Origin of the sequence: Nonomuraea sp. NPDC049400, assembly GCF_044466425.1 — a bacterium.
Classification (GTDB): Bacteria; Actinomycetota; Actinomycetes; order Streptosporangiales; family Streptosporangiaceae; genus Nonomuraea.
Map to the genome: position 1 here is coordinate 71,035 of NZ_JBITMP010000040.1, position 21,797 is coordinate 92,831.

The window sequence follows — 21,797 nt, forward strand, 5'->3', positions numbered from 1 at the left end:
CGTTCCCCAAGCAGCACGTCGACGTACGTTTACGCGCGGTGCCCGACCCCGACGAACGCGTGCGACATGTCGCTTTATCAGCCTGCGATGAGGGCGTTGGCCTCCGTGATGAGCTTCTGCGCGGCATCGTCAGGGGACATCCGGAGGAACAAAACCTCGTTCGTATACCGCTTGAGGATGGTCTCGATGGCGCTCGCGTGCTTCGGCGGGGCGGCGGGCGCGTCCGTGAGCTCGCCCTTGATCTCGTCGAGGAAGGCCAACGTCTTCTTGTCGGACTCAGGAAGCTTGTCCCTGACCGCCGCCAGCACCTTGGAGCTGGCCGGCAGGCCGCGGTCGCTGAGGATGACCTGGCCCGCCTCCGGGTCGTTGATCATGAAGTCGATGAACTTGGCGGCCTCCGCCGCGTGCGCGGATTTCGACGAGGCGGTGTAGAACATCGCGGGCTGCAGGAACATGCCGCCGGTGGCGGCGCCCGGCAGCTTCGGCATCCGGAGCAGGTCCACGTTCTTGCCCGACTTCTTGGCGATGGCGCCGAGCTGGTTGCTCCACCACATGCCCATCGCGCCGGTGCCGGTGGCGAACAGCGACCGGTCCTCGCCCAGTGCCCCGAGCTCGACGCTCTTGGCGGCGTCAGGAGAGCCCTTGGTGTTGATCAGTTTCCGGTGGACGGCCCACCACGCCTTGAGCGTGCTGGGCGAGATGCCGATCTTGTTGCCCTTGTAGAAGGACTCACCCCGCTGAGCGGCGAAGATCTGCAGGAAAGCCGGGTTGAAGCTCTGCTGCGTGCCGTAGACCTTGCCACCGGTCCTTGCGGTGATCTTCGCCGCTAAGTCGACGTATTGTTCCCAGGTCCACGCGGTGTCGTCGGGTAGTTGCTGCCCCGCGTCCTTGATCGCCTTCGGGTCCACGACCAGGGACCAGGCGTTGACGCCGGTGGGGATGGCGTACTGCTTGCCGTCGACGGCACCGGTGGCCAGCACCTTGCCGTCGATGTCGGCGGTGTTGACCTTGCTGGCCAGATCGGTCAGCGTGCCGCGGTCGGCGTACTCGCGCAGTCCGCGGATCTCGAGGGTGATGACGTCAGGCGCTTCGCCGCCCGCGACCTTCGTGGCCAGCGTCTCGTAGTAGCTGCCGAAGTCGGTGAACTCTTCCTCGATGTCGATGTTCGGGTTCTTCGCCTCGAACCTCTTGATCACCTCTTGGGTCATCTGCTGCCGAGCGGCGCTGCCCCAGTAGGAGAAGCGCAACTTGATCTCGCCACTGGCGCCTTCGCCGCCGCACGCCGCGGTGATCGGCAGCACGGCAGTGGCCAGTAAGACTGCCGTCCACATCTTCTTGCCAGAGCCCACGGCTCTACCTCCTGGGGGTTGGGGGGTGCAGGACCTGCTTCCGTCCCGGGGTGGTCACACCACGGATCAGGTACTTCCATCCGGTCAGGAAGAGATCGAAGATCAACCCGAGCGCACTGATCGGCATGACGAACATCGGGGCCCACGACGACTCTCCACCGGACTCAAAGAATCCCGCAAGGTTACCGGGGGGAGTGAAGTTGTCGGAAGTTATTGGGGTGGAGGAACTGGCCGGGGAAGTTGTTCCGTGTCTTAAGTGGGCGTTTAGTCCTGTCTGACATGCTTCCGCGACAGCTTCCGGCCGTACCACCTCGGACCTGGGACCCCTGCCCAATCCACGACCTGCGGGTTCATGGGGCAGCGCAGGTCGTAGCTCTTGCTGATGGCCCGACAACCAGAGCCCTGACCTTGGAGGCTCATGATGAGTACGCTGATCGCCATGGGAGACAGTGGGGCATTTCTGCAGCTAGAGGACGTAACGTCGGCGTTGGAGACGACGCTCACCGCCCTGAAGGCTGTGGGGGCCGACCCGACGTACCGCGTAGGTGGCACAGGTGCCGCTCTGCTGCAAGGTGTTCGTCTTCCTGTCGGAGACGTTGACCTCTTGGTGGCTCGGCGGGAGGACGTGGACACGTTCGCTGCCGCTCTCTCGTCCTTTCCCTGTCTGTATGCGGCATCTTGGCTCCCCGAGAGTTCGCAGTATTTCGCTAGGTACGAGGTGAACGGGGTCCATTTAGAGATCAGCACGGTTGAGCAGGAGTCCGACTCCGACGGGATGGAGTGCATTGGCCGTGGCCCGTGGCAGCACTTCGTCTTGGTCACGTGTGGCTCGCATCGTGTTCCTGTAGTGCGCCTGGAACTGCGGTTGGCCACAGAGCTCTTGCGTGATCGGTTGGATCGATATGAACCTCTTCTCGACCACATGGCGGCGCATGGGTTCGATCCAGATCTTCTGGATAGGGCTATGGCTGCTCGCCGCCTTTCGGCGGAACGCCGGCGCTGGGTCAGCGACCGCCTCGCCCCTTCCTCTCCCCTCTCCCGGTAGCTGCCACGGATCGGGCAGCCGGGACGGGAACGACGAAGCTCCTCGCTTCGAGGAGCGCTCCACCCATTGCTCGGGTGGTTCGGAGCTTTCAGCAGGCTGGAATCGGCACGGCCGACGGCTGCCACTCTCGCCTGAGCAACCCGAACACCCACGAGTCGGACACGTCGCCGTTTACGATGCAGTCTTCCCGCAACGTCCCTTCACGTACGAATCCGATCTTCTCCAGAACCCGGGCAGATGCCACGTTGCGCGTATCGGCCTCGGCCTGAACACGATTCAGGTCCAGCGTGTCGAATGCCCACCGCAGCAACGCGTGCGCGGCCTCCGTCGCGAAGCCGTGGCCCCACATCGCCTCATCGAGGCAGTAGCCCAGTGACGCACTGCGGTAGTCCGGGTTCCATCCGGTCAGACAGCACCAGCCGACGAAGGCCCCGTCAGAAACACGGTCGATGGCCACCCGCGCCCCGGTGCCTTCGTCCGCCATCTTCCGGCACATCATGATGAAGCGCTCGGCGCGGGCCCGTTCGGTCCACGGCGGGGAGTCCCAGTAGCGCATCACGTAGGTGCTGCTGTGCAGCGCGAAGAGGGCGTCCGCGTCGGCGTCGGCAAAGGGGCGCAGTCGCAGGCGAGCGGTGTGCAGTATGGGGGTGGCCAAAGTCATGCGCCTCATCTTGCGTCCTCAGGGGGCGGGCAGACCACCGAATATCGATCCCGGTCCGGTCCTCACGACTAAGGACCTCCAACACAATGATCAGCGGGCGAGGCGCCGCCAGCAGATGATGGCGGCGCCGAGGGCCATGAAGGCCTCGTGGATGTCATCGCGGATCTCCCAGCGGATACGCAGACGACCGAACCAGTGCAGCAGTGCGATGGTCTGCTCGATCACCCAGCGGTGGACGCCCAGGCCGGAGCCATGCCCAGAACCTCGGCGGGCGATCATCGGCTTCACGCCGGGTGGCCCTATGACGAGGGTGATCCCCCCTTCTGGAATTCCCATAGGTGCCAGGTCTTCCTCGACTCCCAGGCCCAGCCCCCCATGAGGAACATGACGAGAGTGATCACGATCAACGGGATCACCCAGATTCTGTCGCCACGCTTGGTGTCCATGATCGCCAGAAGAACGGCGATGCCGTCAAAAGCGAAAAACACGGCGCCGACACCGGCGAGGAACCCGACGGCACCCCCGATGATGGCAACGGTCTTACCCGCGACCGGCGCCAAGAACCGGGCGACCTGGGCGCACAACAAGCCGGCCAGACCGATGTCGGCGATGAGGACGACTGCCAGGGCAACGCTCCAGGCATCGTCAACGCCCCAGGTCTGGTGTTCCACCACTATGTGCCTGATGTACCTCCAGGGGTCGCCGACGTCGGTGAGGCCGAAGATACCGAGGGAGTTCGTGAGGCCGAGGACACCGAGCGCGAAGATGATCGCCATCATCACCGCGACGCCTTTGCGCTGCCACACCTGCACGGGGACCTCCCCAGGTGGGAGGATCTTGGTGCGGTCCCGGCCCGGTTGCTGCTCACCGAGCATGGTCGGCGCCTGCTCGACAGTCGGCCTGTTGTGCGGGTCTTTGTCGAGTAGCCGGGTGATGAGCGGCGCGAGCCGGCCCGCCCGTCGTGGCGGCGGGGGCTCTTCCAGCAGGACCGCGGTCAGCGCTGCCGGCTGGGTGTCGCGGCGGAACGGTGAGACGCCCTCGACGGCCTGGTAGAGGGTCGCGCCGAGGGAGAACAGGTCGCTGGCGGGGAGCCCGTCGGTGCCGCGTAACCGTTCGGGGGCCATGTACTCGGGTGAGCCGATGAGCATCCCTGTGGTCGTCAGGGTGGTGTCGGTGGTGTGGACCGCGATCCCGAAGTCGGTGAGCAGCACCCTGCCATCCGTGGAGAGCATGACGTTGGCCGGCTTGATGTCGCGGTGCACGATGCCCGCCTGGTGCGCCGCGCCGAGGGCTGCCAGCAGCCCCGCGGCGAGCTGTGCGGCGCGCTCCACCGGCAGCGGTCCCTGTGTGTCGAGGTGCTCGTGCAGTGCGGCGCGGCTATGTCCGGCTGTCGATCGATGAAGCGATCTGGGCGCAATTCGGGCGTGACGGCGCCGAGTTCGACCCGGCAGAGTACGAGAACCACAAGGCGGCTGCCGAGGAAACCTTGAAGAGGCGGCTCGTGGACCTGATGGAAGCCGGCCGACCGGTGGTCTTGGACTACAGTTTCTGGCGCCGGGCGACTCGCGACCACTACAAGGCCCTGATCGAGAGCCATGGATGTCAGTGGGAGCTGATCTATCTCAAGGCGAGCCCTGAGACGCTGCGTCAGCGGCTCGCCGTTCGCAACAAGCTGCACGGGGCCAACTCTGTGACCGTGTCCGAGGATCTTCTCAACAGGTACCTTGCCGGTTTCGAGGAGCCCGTCGGCGAAGGGGAGCTCACGATTCTGCAGGACTGAAGACACACCTCCAGGCCGGGAAACCGAGGGTTCCGGGCGTTTGCCGGGCCGTCGGATGCCGCTCCGGGTCAGTCTCTTCTTGAGCGCACTGGTTGATCAACTCGACGAGGGCCCGGCCCGGAGATCCACTACCGGTTGTCGCCGCGGGGCCGGCGTCGCCGCCGACCCCGACCGCCTGTGCGGGCTGCTCACCGGTTGTCCTCCTGATCGACATGATCGACGCCGACCTCCACTCGATGGCCACGATCGGGTGAACGGACGGTCGGGCACGCCGCGGAGAGGTGCCGTTCACGGTGCGGCGGGCGGCAGGGTGGGATGCTCGGCCGGGTAGAGGCTGACGACGAACGAGTAGGGTATGTCTCCCTCGCGGGGTAGCTGGTCGAACTCGTTGAGCAGGGCGATGACACGTTCCCAGAACTCTGCGGCCTGCCGCTCGGAAATGCTGACGTGGTGGCGCAGCGCCCGCATCCGATCGGCGAGGTATGCGGGCATGGACTCCTCGGCGGCGTCCGCGAGTTCGTTCGGCCAGGGTGGTGGGGTCACGTCCTCGGGGCGTACCTTGCCGACGTAGATGTTGCGTGCGGTGCGCCCGTAGAAGCTCTCCTCGATCGCGCGCACTCGGCGGGTGCGCACTACCCGCAGGAATCCGGCATCGAGGAGCACTTTGACGTGGTGGGCGACGGTGCTCTTCGGGCGGCCGACAGCCTGGGCGAGTTCGCTGACCGTGGCGGCTCGCTCGAGGAGCAGGTCGAGGAGGATGCCCCGGAACGGGTCGGCGATGGCACGCAGCTCGTGAGGCGCGGTGACGACCTTGCGTTCCTCGAGGTCGTAATCGGGAAAGCCGGTATTGATCGAAGACACCCGAATATACTACATTTCCGGTTCATTCGTGTTGCCAGGTGACGCCGGGGGAGATATGGCCGACATTGTTCTGTTCCATCACATGCTGGGGCTAACGAAAGGCGTCACCGAGTTCGCCGACGAACTGCGCCAGGCCGGGCACACCGTCCACACGCCGGACCTCTTCGAGGGCCACAGGTTCGCCAGCATCGAGGAGGGGATGGGTTACGCCCAGAAGGTCGGCTTCGGTGCGGTGATCGAGCGCGGCACCCGAGCGGTCGAGCACCTGCCCGCCGCACTGGTCTATGCCGGCTTCTCGGTCGGCGTGCTCTGCGCGCAGAAGCTGGCTCAGACCCGGCCGGGCGCGCAGGGCGCGCTGCTGTACTACGCCTGTGTGCCACTCTCGGAGTTCGGCGACGCCTGGCCGGACGGCGTGCCGGTCCAGGTGCATGGCATGGACGCCGATCCCGTCTTCGTCGGCGAGGGCGACCTCGGTTTCGCCCGGGAGGTAGTCATGTCGGCCGGGCAGGGCGAGTTGTTCCTCTACCCCGGCGACCAGCACTACTTCGCCGATCGCACGCTGCCGTCCTACGACCCGGACGCCGCCGCACTGCTGCTTTCCCGCACGCTGGCGTTCCTGAGGTCCGTTGCATGACGAGCTTGCGGGTACAGCCCTTGAACGAGACCACCTGGCCCGACTTCGCGCGGCTGGTTGAACGCCACAACGGAGTGTGGGGCGGCTGCTGGTGCATGTCTTTTCACGCCGGGGGCGTCGGGCAGGGCCGGTCCGCGGCGCAGAACCGGGCCGATAAGGAACGCCGGGTCCGGGCAGGCCGGGCGCACGCAGCCCTCGTCTACGACGGTTTCCGAAGTCCTCGGGCACGCCAGCATTGCGATCACCAAGGCCATCTACGGGCACCGCTGGAGGGCGACCGCCGGACCGCGACCGAAGCCATCTCCAGCGCTCTCCTGGGGAGACAGACCCCGGTGGCTCCCGGAGGCGCCGAAGACCCCGGTTGAAGATCGGAAAGCAGAAGGCCCCTGACGGCGTAATGCCTGTCAGAGGCCTTTCAGTTCCAGAGCCGACGAGGGGAATCGAACCCCTGACCTTCTGTTTACAAGGGCAGGGGAGCCAACTCGCCAGCGGGATCCCGCCCTGCTCAAGGGGTGATCGTGAGGCGGTGACATGCGGTCGAGTATGACGGCAGTGCTGTACGTCCCGCTGTACAGCACAGCGAGCGCATCATCCCTTTGGATCTTTCGAGTGGCGCCGACCTTGCTGAGTGGCCGGTTGAGCTGAGCTGCGTGATCAATGCCCCCTCTCGTGCTTGGATACTCCCGTGCAGGGATCTACGGGTCACGCGGCCGAGCAGGTGGCGCGAGGCGTAGTGAGGGCCTTCGCACGTTGCGGGACGATGGACTTCGCCTACGGCCAAGGATCCGTGTTCACCGGATTCACCACTACCTCAGACCTCGACATGGTGATCATCTGGGGTGAGGATGAACCGCCGCCTCCAGAACGGCGGCCGGTTGAGCTCGCGCTGGAACAGCAGCTGCCTGGTTATCGGGATGCCCTGCTCGACTGCGCCGACCGGGGCGACGAGTGGCTCTTTCATCAGCTTGCCTGAACGAGCAGGGCGTTCGGCTCGAACGCCGGATCTGGGAGGCCGGCGCCCTCCACGAGCGACAACTCGCCATCGTGTGCTTCGCCGACCATGTGCTCACCAGTAGGCCGGCGAATCTCGCATCATGACGCGTCCCGGCTGGCGTAGTCCTTCAACTGGCGGCAGATACGCAGGCCAACGTGACCGCCGCACATGGGGCGTACTCGATCAGCCATCTCATCCGATGGCAAGGACCGACGGATCAGGTCGCCGCGCACCCTGCCCACCGGCGACACCGCATGACCACCGGCCCGAATCGCTGCAATGACTGCGGCCAGCGGGCGGGGGTGCCGTCATGAGCAGGCGTGGCAGCGTCCGTCGCCGGTTTTGGTGTGCAGACTGACAGCCTGATGTGCATCATGCCCGTCGGGGTTGGGTTGTCGTCGGCCTCTGCGGGCGCGGCTAGAAGACGTCCTTAAACCTCGAAGGGCCTTGAGGGTGGGCTGGATCAGACCGGGCCTTGGGGCGCGTTGCGTCAGTTCCCGTACTGCTTGGTGTCTGGGTGCTCGATGAGCAGGACATGAGCGGTCTTGTCGGCAACGGGACGGTGTCGCATTCCCCTGGGAACGACGAACAGTTCGCCTGCCTTCAGCACCACCGGGTCTTGCCCCTCCAACTGGATCTCGAAGCTGCCGTCCCAGCACAAGAAGAGCTCGTCCTCATCGTGGTAATGCCAGGGGAACTCGCCCTCCAATCGAGCCAGGCGAACAACGGTGGTGTCGTTCACCATCGCCAGATTGTGCTGCTGGAAGGGCCCTGGGAGCGCGGCGATGGCCTCAGGCACCGAGACCGCAGCAAGATCTTCGTGTTGTGTCGTCATGCCACGATCCTTGTCCTCATAGTGGCCTGATGACAGAGCCAATACATGACAATTGGTCCTCTTGAGGGACCAATCATGTGAACATTGTGCTCATGTGATCCGAAGCGGGGGATAGTGGACGATCTTCTTCGGGGCAGCACGGTGTCACTCTGTGGCGATGACTTCATTGACAGCAGCGCGGGCGGCCGATTCGTCGACAATGGTCTTGTCGGCGATGAAGGTCGCCAGTAGAGCCTGGATGGCCAGGTTGTTGATCGCGCGGGGGTAGCCGCGGCTGGCGGTGTGGATCAGCGCGGCCGCGTCGTCGGTGAACAGCGGTTCGGTGCGGCCGGCCAGGGCGAGGTGGTGACGTAGGTAGTCGATGGTCTCCTGGCTGGTCATGCCGTTCATGTGGTCGCGGACGGCGATGCGCTGATCGAGCGCGGCCAACACGCCGAGCTCGATCTTGCGGCGCAAGGTCGGCTGGCCGATCAGCAGGCACGCGAACGGGCTGGCGGGGTCCATGGGCGGCGCTGATCACATGGGAGGACGGCAAAGTTTCGAGCAGGGAATGGCCGACGCCGCCAGCCTCCACGTATCAGCGAACTCTATCCAGACACCCGTCGCCGGGCCGTCTCCGAACGGAAGCTGTGACCCAGCTCGGGACCGAGGCCGTGGTAGTGCCGGAAATTGAAGATCAACGGACTCCACGCGGCCGGATCCACGTGGTCGGTGCCGGGAACGACGATGGAGGGGGCGGCGTGCACCCGCAACACCCGCGTCTCGACGATGAGGAACCGATCGGTCGCATCGGGCCGGACGCGTTCGGCGCGGGCTTCCAGCTGCAGCGGGCAACCCGCCACACGGGGCGGCCGGACGAGGTCTGACGGCTCGGGACGCAGCCCGGCCGCTTCGAACTTGGCGCTCTCGTACCGGTAGAGCTCCTGCTTCTCGATCGGTACCGGATTGCGGCCGGTGAGGCGGGCCAGGCGCTCGACGGCCTGCCACTGGTGCGGCGCCGGCAGATTGATCACCACATCGGGGCGCGCGGTCAGGTTGTGCGCCGTCTGCCCGGACTTCATCAGTCCGAGGACCACGACCTGGCCCAAGGCCCAGGCGGACGACATCGGCGAGAGGTTGACGGTAGCGTCGTCGTTCTCGGTGGTCAGCAGGGCGACTGGCGTCCCGAAGTAGAGAATGCTCGGGGCGATCACCACGTGGTCGCCCACGGTCTCGGCAGTGCGGTCATGCGTTTCGGTGGTCATGGCCGGCAACCGTAGATGGCGGACGTTTCGGCCGATCCCGAAATGTCGCTTTGCGAGGATGGGGTGATGAGCAGCCGTGACATGCCCGACGGTCATCCCGACGTCGCCGCGCTGGCCGGGTTGCTGGCCGATCGCAGCCGCGCGGCATTCTGCCTCGCCCTGCTGGACGGCCACGCCTGGACGGTCACCGAGCTGGCGCGCTACGCGGGAGTGGCCATCTCGACGGCCACCGAACACCTCAACCTGCTCGTCGCCGGCGGGCTGCTGGCCGAGGAGCGCCGGGGCCGCCATCGTTACCTGCGGCTCGCCGGCGCCGACACCGCCGAAATGATCGAGAACCTCGCCGCACGCGCTCCCCGGCGCCCCGCGCCCGTACGTTCGCTGGCCGACGCCAACCGCCGCCGCGCGCTGAACCACGCGCGGGTCTGCTACGACCACCTGGCCGGTTCGCTGGCCGTCGCGATCGCCGACGGGATGACCGCACGCGAGTTGCTGACCTGGGAGTACGGTCCCAGGCTCACCGAGCGGGGCATCGCCTGGCTGGCCGAGACCGGCATCGCGAAGGACACGCCGCCTCCCGGCTGGCAGCCGCACATCCGCACCTGCCTCGACTGGACGGAACAGCGCCTTCATCTGGCCGGAGCCCTCGGCGCGGCGCTGTACGGCCACATGGTCGCCGCCGGCTGGCTGACCGAGGGCGGCCCGAGCCGGATCATCACGCTCAGCCCAGCCGGCCGCACCGCACTCCACGACCACCTCGACCTGCCAGACGCGGCCCTTGTCCCCAGCGGTTGACCGCCCAGAACGGCTCCGGACCTGGCTGGGCGAGGTCCCGGGCTGTCGAGGCGAACGGTCGGCACGGCGCTTCCCGCGACAGGAACGAACGTGCTCACCGCCTATCCCTCTCACATGACGTTGAGGAAGATCAGGGCATCGTTGAACAAGGCAGGCTGTCGTTGGCATACAGCCCCGAATGACTCGCCCGACAGGCTTGAGCTTCGCACCCGCGGGGGTCGACTTGGTGTTCCGCTCTGACCATGCGCCCGAACCTCTCCTAGAACAGGCTGGCCTCTCGATCAACGAGCACAAGTGCGCTCCCCTGACACATGGACTCCCCGACGATGGCTTCGGCATGTGACGAGCGGAACGGTTGCTGTTCGGCGCTGCTGTACGGAGATCAAAAAGGCCCCTTCCAAGGATCGGAAGGGGCCTTTGAGCTGCGAGCCGACGAGGGGAATCGAACCCCTGACCTTCTGTTTACAAGACAGATGCTCTGCCGATTGAGCTACGTCGGCACGGCCTACCAGTGTAGACGCTAGCGACGCCTGTGACGAGCGACTTCGTACAGCGCCACCCCGGCCGCCACCCCCGCGTTGAGGGACTCGGCAGCCGCCTGCATCGGAATGCGGGTCACCACGTCGCACTGCTCCCGGACCAGCCGCGAAAGGCCCTTGCCCTCGGAGCCCACGACCACCACGAGCGGCTCGGACAGTAGCTCGACGTCCTCGAGGTCAGCGTCGCCGGCGCCGTCGAGGCCGATCACGAACAGGCCGGCCTCGCGGTACTCCCGCAGGGCCGCCGTCAGGTTGGCCGCGCGGGCCACGCGCATGGTGGCGAGGGTGCCCGCGGAGGTCTTCCAGGCCCCGCCCGTCACGCCGGCCGAGCGGCGGGAGGGAATGAGGAGGCCGTGGGCGCCGAAGGCGGTGGCGGAGCGGGCGATGGCGCCGAGGTTGCGCGGGTCGGTGACCGAGTCGAGGGCGACGATCAGGGGGATCTCGGCGGCCTCGTGCGCCAGCTCCACCAGGTCGGACGGGTGCGCGTAGTCGTAGGCGGGAATCTGGAGCGCGATGCCCTGGTGGACGGCGCCCTCCGTCAGGCGGTCGAGCTTGTCGCGGGTGACCTCGAGCAGGGCGATCCCGCGCTCCGCCGCGATCCTGATGGAGTCGCGTACGCGGTCGTCGTTGTCGACGCGCTGGGCGACGTAGAGCGCGTTGGACGGCACGCCCGCCTGCAGGGCCTCGAGCACCGGGTTGCGGCCGCCGATGTATTCGGGCGCATCCTCGGAGCGCCTCTGCCGCGCCGGTGCGGTACGCCGTGCGCCACCGCGCTCCTCGCGGGCGAGGCGCTCGCCGCGGGCCTTGTCCTTGTACCAATGACGCATTTCGGCAGGCGGTGTCGCGCCCTTGCCCTCGAGCGACCGGCGGCCCTGCCCCCCGGTGCCTTTGGACGGGCCCTTCTTCTTCGCGGGCCTGCCCGAAGCCCTACCGCCTGCTGCCATGCCAACAAGGGTACTCGGGCCGACGGGCGCTGAATCCCACGCTCGGGGCGGAGGTCAGCGGGTCAGCTCCCAGCGGGCGCCGTGAGGGGTGTCCTCCACCGTGATCCCCGCCGCGGCCAGCTGGTCTCTGATCGCGTCGGCCGCGGCGTAGTCCTTGCGCTCCCTGGCCGCCTTCCGCTGCTCCAGCGCCACCGCCACCAGCGCGTCCACCACCGGCGAGAGATCCGATCCGGCCCCACGCCACTGCGGGGAGCGCGGGTCGAGGCCGAGCACGTCCAGCATGTTCTGGGTCTCGGCGAGCAGGCGGGCCACAGCCTCCTTGTCGCCCCGCGACAGCGCCACGTTGCCCTCGCGCACCACCTCGTGCACGACCGCGAGCGCCTGCGGCGTGCCGAGGTCGTCGTCGAGGGCGTCCGCGAACGCCTGCGGCAGCGGCGCGTCCGCGTCGACGTCGTGGATGACCTCGGCGGCACGCGTCACGAAGCCCTCGATGCGCTGGTAGGCCGCCGCGGCCTCCAGCAGGGCCTCCTCGGAGTAGTCGATCGAGGAGCGGTAGTGGGGCGCCGCCAGGTAGTAGCGCAGCTCCACCGGCCGGACCTTCTGCACCATCTCGGGGATCAGCAGCGAGTTTCCGAGCGACTTGCTCATCTTCTCCGTGCCGATCTTGAGCAGACCGTTGTGCATCCAGTAGCGGGCGAACCCGTCGCCCGCCGCCTGCGACTGCGCGATCTCGTTCTCGTGGTGCGGGAAGATCAGGTCGAGCCCGCCCCCGTGGATGTCGAAGGTCGAGCCGAGGTATTTCGTCGCCATGGCCGAGCACTCCAGGTGCCAGCCGGGACGACCGGGCCCCCAGGGGGTCGGCCAGGTCGGCTCGCCCGGCTTCTCCCCCTTCCACAGGGCGAAGTCGCGCGGGTCGCGCTTGCACGACTCGTCGTCGGTGTCGGCCGCGGCCCGCATGTTCTCCAGCTTCTGGTTGGAGAGCGAGCCGTAGCGGTCGGCGTAGGACTGGACGTCGAAGTAGACGTCACCGCCGGAGGCGTACGCGTGCCCGCGCGCGATCAGCCGCTCCATCAGCGTGATCATCTCGGGCACGTGCCCCGTGGCGCGCGGCTCGACGGTCGGCGGGAGGCAGCCCAGCGTCTCGTACGCCCAGGTGAAGGCCCGCTGGTTGCGCTCGGCCACGACGAACCAGGGCACGCTCTCCGCGGCCGACACCCTGATGATCTTGTCATCGATGTCGGTGACATTGCGGCAGAACGTCACGTCATAGCCGGAACGCGCCAGCCAGCGCCGGAGAACGTCGAAGTTCACACCTGAGCGGATGTGCCCGATGTGCGGAGGAGCCTGCACGGTCGCCCCACACAGGTAAATCGACGCCCGGCCGGCTTCGACCGGAACGAATTCACGGATGGCGCGCGTACTGGTGTCGTAGATGTGCAGGCTCACGAAGGCAAGGCTAACGCCTCCGCGCCTTGGTCACGCCGATAAATCCCGCCGTCACACCGATAAATCAGCCTCGCAACGTGACCCTGTCCGGAGAGATCCGTACGATGAGCCGCTCTGCGCCCGGTTTGTCCTCCCATGGGAGCCCTCGATACTTCTGCGAGAGCTCCTGGATGAGCGCTCCTTCAGGGTCGGGCGTCATGGTCACACGCCCGCGCAACTCCACATATCTGTACGGATTGTCCGGGTCGATGACCAGCAGACTCGCCCGCGGGTCCCGCTCCCAATTCCGCGGCTTCCTACGCCCCTTCACGGTCGAGAACAGCACGTCGTCGCCGTCCGTACGCACCCACACGACAGTCGACTGTGGCCCACCGTCCGGGTTGATGCTGGTCACCGTCGCATAATTCGGCGCATCCAAGAGTTTGCGAACATCTTCCGACAGCTCGGCCATGTATCTCCCTTGATCGATCGTGCGCCCCATTCTTCTGTAGGCTCGAAACCGCCATGGACGTGACTCCCCCCTCTACGCTCCGCCGCCTGGGCATCGCCCTGGCCGGGCTCGCCGTCGCCGCCCTGACCGGGGCCGCGTGCGCGCTCTCCTTCGACGACCTGCGCGCGCTGGCCATCACCGGCGAGGCCAGGCAAGACCTCGCCTTCCTCTATCCGGCGGCCTTCGACGCCCTCCTGGTGGTCGCGCTGATCGACGTGCTGCTGCTGCGCTCGGCCCGGCTGCTGGTACGCGTGCAGGCGGCGTTCGTGCTGGTCGTGCTCATCGTGGCGGCCGCGGCGGCGAATGTGGCGACCGCGGTGCGGTTCGTGTTCGACGTACGGCAGGCGGCCGTCGGCGTGGCACTGGCGCCCTGGGTCATGCTGGCCGTGGCGCTGTGGCTCTGGCTGCTGCTGATCAAGCACGTGCAGTCGCATCGGGCGGCGGCCGACCACACCGCGGTGGAGCAGGACATCATCCCCTTCCACCCCGACCGCCCGGCGGCCGAGACCCCGCCCCCGCCTCCACAGCTTCAGGAGGCCCGAGAAGAGGTCCAGGAAGCTCCTGAGGAGGTTGTCCAGGCAGTCCCCGAGGCGCCGGCGGTGGCGGCGCAGGTGGCCGCGTGGCCCGTGCAGCACGGGGCAGAGCCACAGCCCCGCCGCGTGCAGCACGACGACGAAGAGCCACAGCCCCGTCCCGCGCAGCACGACGAAGAGCCACAGCCCCGTCCCGTGCAACAGGAGCAGGAGGAAGAGCGGCCGCGGCGCCCCATGCGCTGGGGCGATCGGATCAAGCCGACCGACGTCCTGGTCCACCCGCGCGCCGACGACAAGGACGCCGACACCCAGCCCCACCCGGTCGTGACGGACGACGCGCCCGACCCCGGGCACGGCCCCGAGCTGGCCGACGTGGAAGAGCGGGACGACGAGTCAGCGGACACCGCCCCCCACCCCGTGATCCGCGACGACGACACCCCGGCCCCCTCGGGGCGCCTGCGCAGCACCCCGCGGCCCCCGGAAGACCCGGAAGACTGAGCCAGAGGACGGAGAAGGCCCGCCCGGGACACGATCCCCGGGCGGGCCCATCTATTCCGCCTAGACCCTGGACCCGCGCCTGAGCCCGGCGACCAGGCCGACGCCGACAATTGCCAGCACCACCTGCATCACCAGCTCGATCCAGTCGATTCCAGGGGTCGTCTCCACACCGAGCACCTGCGCGAGCGCCGTGCCCAGCAGGGCGGCCACGATGCCGACGACGATGGTGAGGATCCACCCGATGGCCTGCCTGCCGGGAAGCAGCAGGCGACCGATTGCGCCAATCACGGCGCCAATCACGATGGCGCCAAGGATGGACTCGATTGTCATGACTCGAAACCTCCCCGTGAGAGCGAACGGTTCACTCTCACGGGGATGCCGCTACCCGATCTACCGCGTTTATGCGCGGGTTTTACGAACGAGCAGGTCAGGTGGGTGTTCCACGGGTACGTCCGGCGCGTCCCGGACCCATCCGCGTCACGAGGAGCACACCCGCGACCGCCAGCACGAGCTGGAGGATGTGCTCGATCCAGTCGATCCCTCTCGTGTCGGCCCAGCCGGCCGCCTGCGCGATCAGCGTGCCGATCAGGGCGGCGACGATGCCGACGATGAGAGTCAGGCCGATGGACATGTTCTGCTTGCCAGGCACGATCAACCTGGCCAGGGCACCGACGATGGCGCCGATGACTACTGCGGAAACAATCGCGCCGATCATGTGTAGCTCCCCCCGACACGTTCACATGTCGTGGGACATCTACCCTCTGAACAGGCAAACAACCAAGGGGAGGCGGCGGTCCGTACCGCGCCAGTGACGAACCGCCGCCTCCTGATTCAGCGGGCCAGGCGACGGCCCGCCGGGACACCCTCACGCATCCGTACGTAAGACGCCCGGCGTTCAGGAATGGTTGACCACCAGGGCCGTCGCGAAGGCCGCGATGCCCTCTCCGCGCCCGGTCAGCCCGAGTCCGTCAGTAGTGGTGGCAGACACGCTCACAGGCGCGCCCACGGCGGCGCTGAGGGCCTTCTCGGCCTCCGTACGGCGCGGCGCGAGCCTGGGCCGGTTGCCGATCACCTGGATGGCCACGTTGCCGATCTCGAAACCCGCGGCCCGGACCTGGCGCGCGGTCTCCTCCAGCAGCGCGACGCCCGAGGCGCCCGCCCAGCGTGGATCGGATGTGCCGAAGAGCTGCCCGAGATCGCCCAGACCGGCGGCGGACAGCAACGCGTCACACGCGGCATGCGCGGCCGCGTCGCCGTCAGAGTGGCCCTCGAGCCCGGTTTCGCCCGGCCAGTGCAGACCGGCGAGGTTGAGCTCCCGCCTCGAGGCTCCCGAAGCGAACGGGTGGACGTCGACTCCGACGCCCACCCGGGGAAGATTCGTGTTCAGGAGTTGAGAACCTCGTCGAGCAGGGCCTCAGCCTTGTCCTCGTTGGTCTTCTCCGCCAGGGCAAGCTCACTGACCAGGATCTGGCGCGCCTTGGCGAGCATGCGCTTCTCGCCCGCGGACAACCCGCGCTCGCGGTCCCTCCGCCAAAGGTCCCGAACCACCTCGGCGACCTTGTTCACATCACCGGAGGCAAGCTTCTCCAGATTGGCCTTGTAGCGACGAGACCAGTTGGTGGGCTCTTCCGTGTGTGGCATACGCAGGACATCGAAAACCCGTTCAAGGCCTTCCTGGCCGACAACATCGCGCACACCGACGAGTTCTGCGTTTTCGGCTGGCACCTGGACGGTAAGGTCGCCCTTGTCGACCTTGAGCACCAGGTAGGTCTTTTCCTCACCCTTGATGGATCGCGTCGTGATTGCTTCGATCCGAGCAGCCCCATGGTGGGGGTAGACGACAGTGTCGCCGACCTGGAAAGTCATGTGACAAGTACCCCTTCCGCTGTACTCCAGGGTACCACGCATCCACAGCCTCCCGGAACAGTGAAATCCTCATAACTGCAGGTCAAGGCCTCATATTGGGGCTTGACAAGCGCTCAACTCTATGAATCGCATTTGCGGACATAGCGAATGACCTGCAGGGGTGCGGATATGACCATGGATTGGGGTGGATATGGTGGGCGCTGCACATCACGCATGCGCGCCACCTCCGCTTAGCGCATGCGCGAGCCCTCCGCAAGACCAAGGAGAACCCGCCCGTGACCAGCCGTCGCTGGATTGTCGTAGCCGCCTTCTTGGCAGCCCCCGTGCTCGCGGGCTGCGGGGCTGGATTCGACGCCAACACCAACATGCCGTACGCGCCCAACGAGGCAGGGGTACTGATCCAGAACGGTGCTTACGGCACGCGCGGCATTCAGATCCCTCAGGCGTTCATCCTCGGCCCCGATTCCGGTGCGCAGCTCGCCTGGCGCGGCTCGGCCCCGATCTACCTGAACATCCTCAACACCGCCGGCGCCCCCGACACCCTCGAGGCGGTCAACGCGGGCAGCTGGGGGACGGTCAAGATCACGGCCCCGATCCAGCTCCCGAGCAACCAGCTGGTGAACACCGGCAAGCCCACCCCTCAGCTCATGCTCGAGGCGATCCCCAAGAGCCTCAGGGGCGGCGAAAGCATCAAGCTGGACCTCCAGTTCGCCAACGCCGGGATCGTGTCCATGAACGTCCCTGTGGTCACGCGCAGCCGTGAGTTCAAGGACTACCCCCCGGCGCCCAACGCCACTCCGGCCGCCACGCCCACCCCGACGCCTTCCGCCAGCGCTTCCGAAGAAGCCCACTGACACGCAAAAACCCTTGTTCCGGTACGGGATCCGTACCGGAACAAGGGTTTTTCACTCTTCGGTGGCGTCGAACTTGTAGCCCAGACCGCGCACGGTGAGGATGCAGCGCGGGTTGGACGGGTCAGACTCGATCTTGGCGCGCAGGCGCTTGACGTGGACGTCGAGGGTCTTGGTGTCGCCCACGTAGTCGGCGCCCCAGACCCGGTCGATGAGCTGGCCGCGGGTCAGCACCCGCCCCGCGTTGCGCAACAGCACCTCCAGGAGCTCGAACTCCTTCAGCGGCAGCTGCACCTGCTCGCCGCGCACGGCGACGACGTGCCGGTCGACGTCCATGCGCACGGGGCCGACCGCCAGCACCGCGGTCTCCAGCTCCTCGATCACGTCGCCCTGGCGGCGCAGCACCGCGCGGATGCGGGCCACCAGCTCGCGCGAGGAGAACGGCTTGGTGACGTAGTCGTCGGCGCCCAGCTCGAGGCCGACGACCTTGTCGATCTCGCTGTCCTTGGCCGTCAGCATGATGACCGGGACCTTGGAGCGCTGCCTGAGGGAGCGGCAGACCTCCGTGCCCGGCAGGCCGGGGAGCATCAGGTCGAGCAGGACCAGATCGGCGCCGTTGCGGTCGAATGTGTCGAGCGCCTCGGGTCCGGTCGCCGCGACCGACACCTCGAAGCCCTCTTTACGGAGCATGTAGGACAGGGCGTCCGAGAAGGACTCCTCGTCCTCCACGACGAGTACGCGGGTCATTTAGCTGTCTCCAGGGGAATCGAGGGTGGTACTGCCACCGCCGTGCCGCCGAAGGCGGGCAGGCGGAGGGTGAAGGTGGAGCCGGAGCCTTCCTTGCTCCAGACTGACACCTCGCCGGCGTGTGCGGCGGCGACGTGCTTGACGATGGCCAGGCCGAGGCCCGTGCCCCCGGTCGCGCGTGACCTGGCCGCGTCGACGCGGAAGAAGCGCTCGAAGATCCGCTCGAGCGCCTCCTCGGGGATGCCGATGCCCTGGTCACTGACGCTGATCTCCACCGAGTCGCCCGCGGGCCGCACGCTGACCACGACCCTGGTGTGCTCGGGGCTGTACGCGACGGCGTTGTCGATCAGGTTGCGCAGGGCGGTGACGAGGAGTTCGTCGTCGCCCCAGACGCGTAGGCCCTCGGTGCCCCCGGTGACGAGCGTGATGTCCTTGGCGGCGGCCTTGGTGTTGCAGTGGTCGATGGCGTCGTGGATGGACTCGTCGATCGAGACCTGGCCAGGGGTGGGGATGGGTTCGGCGCCCTGGATCCTGCTGAGCGTGATCAAGTCCTGGATGAGGTAGTTGAGGCGGGCCGCCTCGTGCTGCATGCGCCCGGCGAAGCGGCCGACCGCCTCGGGATCGTCGGCGGCGTCCTGGATGGTCTCGGCCAGCAGGCTCATCGCGCCCACCGGGGTCTTCAGCTCGTGGCTGACGTTCGCGACGAAGTCACGGCGTACGGCCTCGACCCTGCGCCGCTCGGTCTGGTCCTCGGCGAGCACCAGCACCAGGCCGTGGGAGCCGAGCGGGGCGACGCGGACTGCGAAGTTGGTGGTTTCTTGGCCAAATTTGTGCCCGGCGACGTCGATCTCGCTCTCGCGGATCTCTCCGTCCCTGCGTACCTGCCTGGCCAGCGCCAGCAGCTCGGCTGCCATCAGCCGGTCGCCCTTGACCAGCCCGAACGCCCGCGCGGCCGAGCTCGCGCGCAGCACCTTGTCGTGCGCGTCGAGCACCACGGCGGACGAGGGCAGCACGGCCAGCACGGACGCCACGCCCTGCGGCAGCGCCGCGCCGCTCTCGACCGGGTCGGGCCCACCGCCACGTTTGGGCGCCTCGATCTGATTTCGGTAGAACAGGACCGCCAGGGCGCCCACGACGAACCCGGCCAGGGCTGCGAAGCTCATGGCCATCTCACTCATATCTCCGATGGTAGGTGGCGTTTTCCCAGGGATAACCCCCCTCATCAGCGGATGAACGGCCTTTCCTGGAAAGTTCATCTGACGGTAGAAGTTCGTTCATCGACGGGCACGTACGGTGACACCATGCGCGACGCGTACCATGAGGAACTCGATTCACTGACCGACAAGCTGGTCGAGATGACCAGGCTCGTCCGTTCGGCCATTTCGCGGGCCACGACGGCCCTGCTCGACTCGGACCTCCAGCTGGCCGAGAGCGTCATTTCCCGGGACGAGGAAGTGAACGCGATATTCGCCGACGTCGAGAGCTCGATCTTCGAGCTGATGGCCAGGCAGCAGCCGGTGGCGGTGGACCTGCGGATGGTCATCACGGCGCTGCGCATGGGCACCGACCTGGAACGCATGGGTGACCTCGCCGTCCACGTCGCCAAGGTCGCCCGGCTCCGCCACCCGGAGTCGGCGATCCCCGCGGAGGTGCGCTCGACGATCGTGGAGATGGGGCAGATCGCGGAGAACCTCGTCACCAAGACCGGCAGCTGCATCGCCTCGCGGGACGTGGACTCGGCCCTGGAGCTGGAGCAGGACGACGACGCGATGGACCGGCTGCACCGGAGGCTGTTCAAGAACATCCTGTCCAAGGACTGGGAGCACGGGGTGGAGCCGGCGATCGACATCACGTTGATCGGGCGGTACTACGAGCGGTACGCGGACCACGCGGTGCGGGTGGCGGCGGACGTCGTTTACCTGGTCACGGGGTCCCGGCCCAGCTGAGAGCCACGTTCGGGGGCTTCGCGCCGGGGTTCCAGTCAGCGCCTCCCAGAGGGCTTTCCGCCCCCTTCGACCCCCGAAAGGCATGGTCTTCGCAGGCGAGACACGCTTCGCGCGATGGGCTCAGGCCGTGTCGTGTGGGGGCACGCCCCAACACCCCCAGGCGAGGGGACTCCCATCCCCTCGCGCGTCCCCTGTCCTGGGCACCCTTCGTATCGATGATGAGTCAGCCTGAGCTTGCAGCGCCGCCACTCTCACCTGGTCATATCCCTACGACCCTGCGACCGGGTATCGCAGGCGGCTACGCCGCAAACCATCGCGACCGACAGCGAAGACGAATGGCTCCGTGACCCGCTGGGCCGCATGCACGATGTTCGCCTCATTGGCCAGGAAGATGGCAGCCATCTCTCTCCCAACCACGCCAGCATGCGCGAGCGCGAAGATGCGAGCACCGCTCATATAGATGACTCGCGCCTCGACCAGATTCCGGGTAATGGCAAGATCCTTACACAGCAAGACGTCACCGCGAATCGTCGCTTCCTCGATCCATTGGACATCTGCGATGCGCTGCGAGTCGTCCTTTCCGTAGCGCTCATACATTGTTTCCAGCACCCAGCCGGCCTCACGGAGGGCGTTGGGCACGATCCGAGAGCCCAGCCCTCGATCCAGAAAGAAGCTGAGTCCGGAATCCTGCGCCTCGCCTGCCACGGGCCTTTCCCTACGCGACCCGCGGCAGGAGCGCCTCGACCTCGTTCACCTGCAGGTCGTAATCTTCAGCGACTTCATGGCTGTCCTCACCAGCCCGCAAGCGGCTGAGGACATCCGCTACACGTATCCCGCGGCGGCTGATCGTCGGCTGTCCACCATTGATCCATGGATCAACTGTCACCGTCACGCGCTCATAACCGGGAAGCTGAATCACCTTCATCCAGCCGTCCTGGTAGGTAACGCGCTGAAGATAACCGCGCACGACCGGGCGGAACACCTGCTGACCGCTACGCACCACGACCAGACCGTCAACCGCCTCCCGCTCGGCGGGATCAGCGGTGTGCTCCCTGAAGTCCCACAACACTTCAGCACCGTCGGTCATCAGCCGCTCGCTGGCCAATGCCTGCTCAAGACCGATGTTCTCCTCAAGCCAGCGGATAGCCGGCCGGATGCGCTGCATCGGCACCTTCGCACTTCGAAATGCGGCAAGCATGTAAGCCTCAGCAAGTCCGACGAACGGCACAGTCGGCCCATGCGCGCCCGCGGTCGTCACCAAGGGTTCAGCGGCAACGATCAGGCCGTCCATCCGCTTGTACGCGTATCCGACGGACCAGTTTCGGAAGGACTCACGAGATACACCGATCAAGTCAGCCGCTTGGCTCTTGGTGTAGAGAGGAGTGACATAGCGAAAGTCACTGATCAGACTAGTGCGCGGGGTCTCGCCGTAGGCTCCCATCATGTCCCTCCTTGATGGACAGCCTAGGGAAATCCGCCGCCTGGCGCACGCGATCTTCGGCCTTCGGCCTGTCCGATCGCTATGTTCGATTCCGTGACGTCATCTCACGAAATCGACATAGGTCTGCCTTGTCATCTCATCGCTCTGCGGTCAAAGGCGGGGAGCGCGAGGGGACGGTAGTCCCCTCGCCCGGGGGTGTGGGGGCGTGCCCCCACGCAACACAGCCTGAGCCCCTTGCGCGAAGCGCACACCTGCGAAGACCGCGCCTTTGGGGGGTCGAAGGGGGGCTTGCCCCTCC

The 21,797-nt window shown here is 66.8% G+C and carries 26 protein-coding genes and 1 tRNA gene; 7 read left to right on the plus strand and 20 right to left on the minus strand.

The window, feature by feature from the left end:
- Positions 1–77 precede the first annotated feature (77 nt).
- The 4 genes from ACIBVN_RS43175 to ACIBVN_RS43190 all read right to left on the minus strand — a co-directional run bounded on the left by ACIBVN_RS43175 (position 78) and on the right by ACIBVN_RS43190 (position 4,386).
- Positions 78–1,349: an ABC transporter substrate-binding protein gene (locus tag ACIBVN_RS43175; RefSeq protein WP_397146100.1), complete on the minus strand. Its 1,272-nt coding sequence runs from the start codon at positions 1,347–1,349 to the stop codon at positions 78–80.
- Between the two features lie 1,133 nt (positions 1,350–2,482).
- A complete protein-coding gene (locus ACIBVN_RS43180) occupies positions 2,483–3,055 on the minus strand; it encodes a GNAT family N-acetyltransferase (protein WP_397146101.1) in 573 nt (190 codons plus the stop codon).
- 90 nt (positions 3,056–3,145) lie between these two features.
- Positions 3,146–3,343, minus strand: coding sequence for a hypothetical protein (locus ACIBVN_RS43185; protein ID WP_397146102.1), 198 nt, complete (start codon positions 3,341–3,343; stop codon positions 3,146–3,148).
- A gap of 11 nt (positions 3,344–3,354) precedes the next feature.
- Positions 3,355–4,386, minus strand: a complete 1,032-nt coding sequence (locus ACIBVN_RS43190) for a protein kinase (RefSeq protein ID WP_397146103.1) — start codon at positions 4,384–4,386, stop codon at positions 3,355–3,357.
- Positions 4,387–4,421: 35 nt separating this feature from the next.
- On the opposite strand from ACIBVN_RS43190, the gene ACIBVN_RS43195 reads away from it, so the two are divergent.
- The gene (locus ACIBVN_RS43195; RefSeq protein WP_397146104.1) at positions 4,422–4,835 is read left to right on the plus strand and encodes an AAA family ATPase; all 414 of its coding nucleotides are present in this window, start codon (positions 4,422–4,424) and stop codon (positions 4,833–4,835) included.
- A 288-nt stretch (positions 4,836–5,123) separates the two neighbouring features.
- Here the strand turns inward: ACIBVN_RS43195 and ACIBVN_RS43200 are convergent, their stop codons facing one another.
- A complete protein-coding gene (locus tag ACIBVN_RS43200; protein ID WP_397146105.1) occupies positions 5,124–5,696 on the minus strand; it encodes an ArsR/SmtB family transcription factor in 573 nt (190 codons plus the stop codon).
- A 55-nt stretch (positions 5,697–5,751) separates the two neighbouring features.
- On the opposite strand from ACIBVN_RS43200, the gene ACIBVN_RS43205 reads away from it, so the two are divergent.
- Positions 5,752–6,330: a dienelactone hydrolase family protein gene (locus tag ACIBVN_RS43205; protein WP_397146106.1), complete on the plus strand. Its 579-nt coding sequence runs from the start codon at positions 5,752–5,754 to the stop codon at positions 6,328–6,330.
- A gap of 760 nt (positions 6,331–7,090) precedes the next feature.
- Positions 7,091–7,303: a hypothetical protein gene (locus tag ACIBVN_RS43210; protein WP_397146107.1), complete on the plus strand. Its 213-nt coding sequence runs from the start codon at positions 7,091–7,093 to the stop codon at positions 7,301–7,303.
- A gap of 511 nt (positions 7,304–7,814) precedes the next feature.
- On the opposite strand, the gene ACIBVN_RS43215 is transcribed toward ACIBVN_RS43210, so the two are convergent.
- The 3 genes from ACIBVN_RS43215 to ACIBVN_RS43225 form a co-directional block, all read right to left on the minus strand.
- Complete coding sequence (locus ACIBVN_RS43215; protein ID WP_397146108.1) at positions 7,815–8,159, minus strand: cupin domain-containing protein; 345 nt, start codon at positions 8,157–8,159, stop codon at positions 7,815–7,817.
- Positions 8,160–8,303: 144 nt separating this feature from the next.
- Entirely contained in the window at positions 8,304–8,663 is a 360-nt protein-coding gene (locus tag ACIBVN_RS43220; RefSeq protein ID WP_397146109.1) for a hypothetical protein, read from the minus strand.
- An 83-nt stretch (positions 8,664–8,746) separates the two neighbouring features.
- Positions 8,747–9,403 (minus strand): flavin reductase family protein, encoded by a 657-nt coding sequence (locus ACIBVN_RS43225; RefSeq protein WP_397146139.1) that lies wholly within the window; start codon positions 9,401–9,403, stop codon positions 8,747–8,749.
- A 66-nt stretch (positions 9,404–9,469) separates the two neighbouring features.
- Here ACIBVN_RS43225 and ACIBVN_RS43230 point away from each other — a divergent pair, with 66 nt between their 5' ends.
- Complete coding sequence (locus ACIBVN_RS43230; protein ID WP_397146110.1) at positions 9,470–10,198, plus strand: ArsR/SmtB family transcription factor; 729 nt, start codon at positions 9,470–9,472, stop codon at positions 10,196–10,198.
- 427 nt (positions 10,199–10,625) lie between these two features.
- Here ACIBVN_RS43230 and ACIBVN_RS43235 read toward each other — a convergent pair.
- The 4 genes from ACIBVN_RS43235 to ACIBVN_RS43250 form a co-directional block, all read right to left on the minus strand.
- Positions 10,626–10,698, minus strand: a tRNA-Thr gene (locus tag ACIBVN_RS43235).
- A gap of 20 nt (positions 10,699–10,718) precedes the next feature.
- Positions 10,719–11,681 carry a 23S rRNA (guanosine(2251)-2'-O)-methyltransferase RlmB gene (rlmB, locus tag ACIBVN_RS43240; protein WP_397146111.1) on the minus strand — a complete coding sequence of 321 codons (963 nt, stop codon included), beginning with the start codon at positions 11,679–11,681 and terminating at the stop codon, positions 10,719–10,721.
- Positions 11,682–11,735: 54 nt separating this feature from the next.
- Complete coding sequence (cysS, locus tag ACIBVN_RS43245; RefSeq protein WP_397146112.1) at positions 11,736–13,127, minus strand: cysteine--tRNA ligase; 1,392 nt, start codon at positions 13,125–13,127, stop codon at positions 11,736–11,738.
- A 64-nt stretch (positions 13,128–13,191) separates the two neighbouring features.
- Positions 13,192–13,578: a PPOX class F420-dependent oxidoreductase gene (locus tag ACIBVN_RS43250; protein WP_349446587.1), complete on the minus strand. Its 387-nt coding sequence runs from the start codon at positions 13,576–13,578 to the stop codon at positions 13,192–13,194.
- A gap of 53 nt (positions 13,579–13,631) precedes the next feature.
- Between ACIBVN_RS43250 and ACIBVN_RS43255 the strand changes: the two genes are divergently transcribed.
- Positions 13,632–14,648 carry a DUF2637 domain-containing protein gene (locus tag ACIBVN_RS43255; protein WP_397146113.1) on the plus strand — a complete coding sequence of 339 codons (1,017 nt, stop codon included), beginning with the start codon at positions 13,632–13,634 and terminating at the stop codon, positions 14,646–14,648.
- A 60-nt stretch (positions 14,649–14,708) separates the two neighbouring features.
- Here the strand turns inward: ACIBVN_RS43255 and ACIBVN_RS43260 are convergent, their stop codons facing one another.
- From ACIBVN_RS43260 to ACIBVN_RS43275, 4 genes are all read right to left on the minus strand, one after another.
- Entirely contained in the window at positions 14,709–14,978 is a 270-nt protein-coding gene (locus ACIBVN_RS43260) for a GlsB/YeaQ/YmgE family stress response membrane protein (protein ID WP_364043983.1), read from the minus strand.
- A gap of 97 nt (positions 14,979–15,075) precedes the next feature.
- Positions 15,076–15,363 carry a GlsB/YeaQ/YmgE family stress response membrane protein gene (locus tag ACIBVN_RS43265; RefSeq protein ID WP_349446584.1) on the minus strand — a complete coding sequence of 96 codons (288 nt, stop codon included), beginning with the start codon at positions 15,361–15,363 and terminating at the stop codon, positions 15,076–15,078.
- 180 nt (positions 15,364–15,543) lie between these two features.
- Positions 15,544–16,014 (minus strand): 2-C-methyl-D-erythritol 2,4-cyclodiphosphate synthase, encoded by a 471-nt coding sequence (gene ispF / locus ACIBVN_RS43270; RefSeq protein WP_397146114.1) that lies wholly within the window; start codon positions 16,012–16,014, stop codon positions 15,544–15,546.
- A gap of 17 nt (positions 16,015–16,031) precedes the next feature.
- A complete protein-coding gene (locus ACIBVN_RS43275) occupies positions 16,032–16,514 on the minus strand; it encodes a CarD family transcriptional regulator (RefSeq protein WP_020544658.1) in 483 nt (160 codons plus the stop codon).
- Positions 16,515–16,789: 275 nt separating this feature from the next.
- Here ACIBVN_RS43275 and ACIBVN_RS43280 point away from each other — a divergent pair, with 275 nt between their 5' ends.
- Positions 16,790–17,368, plus strand: a complete 579-nt coding sequence (locus ACIBVN_RS43280; protein WP_397146115.1) for a copper chaperone PCu(A)C — start codon at positions 16,790–16,792, stop codon at positions 17,366–17,368.
- A 51-nt stretch (positions 17,369–17,419) separates the two neighbouring features.
- On the opposite strand, the gene ACIBVN_RS43285 is transcribed toward ACIBVN_RS43280, so the two are convergent.
- Together ACIBVN_RS43285 and ACIBVN_RS43290 are read right to left on the minus strand one after the other, a co-directional pair.
- Positions 17,420–18,112 (minus strand): response regulator, encoded by a 693-nt coding sequence (locus ACIBVN_RS43285; RefSeq protein ID WP_397146116.1) that lies wholly within the window; start codon positions 18,110–18,112, stop codon positions 17,420–17,422.
- Positions 18,109–19,290 carry a sensor histidine kinase gene (locus ACIBVN_RS43290; protein ID WP_397146117.1) on the minus strand — a complete coding sequence of 394 codons (1,182 nt, stop codon included), beginning with the start codon at positions 19,288–19,290 and terminating at the stop codon, positions 18,109–18,111. Before ACIBVN_RS43290 ends, ACIBVN_RS43285 begins: the two co-directional genes overlap by 4 nt.
- A gap of 123 nt (positions 19,291–19,413) precedes the next feature.
- Between ACIBVN_RS43290 and phoU the strand changes: the two genes are divergently transcribed.
- Positions 19,414–20,058, plus strand: a complete 645-nt coding sequence (gene phoU, locus ACIBVN_RS43295) for a phosphate signaling complex protein PhoU (protein WP_397146118.1) — start codon at positions 19,414–19,416, stop codon at positions 20,056–20,058.
- 267 nt (positions 20,059–20,325) lie between these two features.
- Here phoU and ACIBVN_RS43300 read toward each other — a convergent pair whose 3' ends face one another.
- Together ACIBVN_RS43300 and ACIBVN_RS43305 are read right to left on the minus strand one after the other, a co-directional pair.
- Positions 20,326–20,763 (minus strand): hypothetical protein, encoded by a 438-nt coding sequence (locus ACIBVN_RS43300; protein WP_397146119.1) that lies wholly within the window; start codon positions 20,761–20,763, stop codon positions 20,326–20,328.
- 10 nt (positions 20,764–20,773) lie between these two features.
- On the minus strand, positions 20,774–21,502 hold the full coding sequence (locus tag ACIBVN_RS43305) for a DUF433 domain-containing protein (protein ID WP_397146120.1): 729 nt from the start codon (positions 21,500–21,502) through the stop codon (positions 20,774–20,776).
- Positions 21,503–21,797: the final 295 nt, after the last annotated feature.

Excerpts from the sequence above, each read along its gene's own strand:
- ACIBVN_RS43250 (WP_349446587.1), bottom strand. The coding sequence starts at position 13,578 with ATGGCCGAGCTGTCGGAAGATGTTCGCAAACTCTTGGATGCGCCGAAT.
- ACIBVN_RS43230 (WP_397146110.1), top strand. The coding sequence starts at position 9,470 with ATGAGCAGCCGTGACATGCCCGACGGTCATCCCGACGTCGCCGCGCTG.
- ACIBVN_RS43225 (WP_397146139.1), bottom strand. The coding sequence starts at position 9,403 with ATGACCACCGAAACGCATGACCGCACTGCCGAGACCGTGGGCGACCAC.
- phoU (WP_397146118.1), top strand. The coding sequence starts at position 19,414 with ATGCGCGACGCGTACCATGAGGAACTCGATTCACTGACCGACAAGCTG.
- ACIBVN_RS43305 (WP_397146120.1), bottom strand. The coding sequence starts at position 21,502 with ATGATGGGAGCCTACGGCGAGACCCCGCGCACTAGTCTGATCAGTGAC.
- ACIBVN_RS43205 (WP_397146106.1), top strand. The coding sequence starts at position 5,752 with ATGGCCGACATTGTTCTGTTCCATCACATGCTGGGGCTAACGAAAGGC.
- ACIBVN_RS43215 (WP_397146108.1), bottom strand. The coding sequence starts at position 8,159 with ATGACGACACAACACGAAGATCTTGCTGCGGTCTCGGTGCCTGAGGCC.
- ACIBVN_RS43180 (WP_397146101.1), bottom strand. The coding sequence starts at position 3,055 with ATGACTTTGGCCACCCCCATACTGCACACCGCTCGCCTGCGACTGCGC.
- ACIBVN_RS43260 (WP_364043983.1), bottom strand. The coding sequence starts at position 14,978 with ATGACAATCGAGTCCATCCTTGGCGCCATCGTGATTGGCGCCGTGATT.
- ACIBVN_RS43210 (WP_397146107.1), top strand. The coding sequence starts at position 7,091 with ATGGACTTCGCCTACGGCCAAGGATCCGTGTTCACCGGATTCACCACT.
- ACIBVN_RS43265 (WP_349446584.1), bottom strand. The coding sequence starts at position 15,363 with ATGATCGGCGCGATTGTTTCCGCAGTAGTCATCGGCGCCATCGTCGGT.
- rlmB (WP_397146111.1), bottom strand. The coding sequence starts at position 11,681 with ATGGCAGCAGGCGGTAGGGCTTCGGGCAGGCCCGCGAAGAAGAAGGGC.
- ACIBVN_RS43220 (WP_397146109.1), bottom strand. The coding sequence starts at position 8,663 with ATGGACCCCGCCAGCCCGTTCGCGTGCCTGCTGATCGGCCAGCCGACC.
- ACIBVN_RS43275 (WP_020544658.1), bottom strand. The coding sequence starts at position 16,514 with ATGACTTTCCAGGTCGGCGACACTGTCGTCTACCCCCACCATGGGGCT.
- ACIBVN_RS43285 (WP_397146116.1), bottom strand. The coding sequence starts at position 18,112 with ATGACCCGCGTACTCGTCGTGGAGGACGAGGAGTCCTTCTCGGACGCC.
- ACIBVN_RS43255 (WP_397146113.1), top strand. The coding sequence starts at position 13,632 with ATGGACGTGACTCCCCCCTCTACGCTCCGCCGCCTGGGCATCGCCCTG.
- ACIBVN_RS43290 (WP_397146117.1), bottom strand. The coding sequence starts at position 19,290 with ATGAGTGAGATGGCCATGAGCTTCGCAGCCCTGGCCGGGTTCGTCGTG.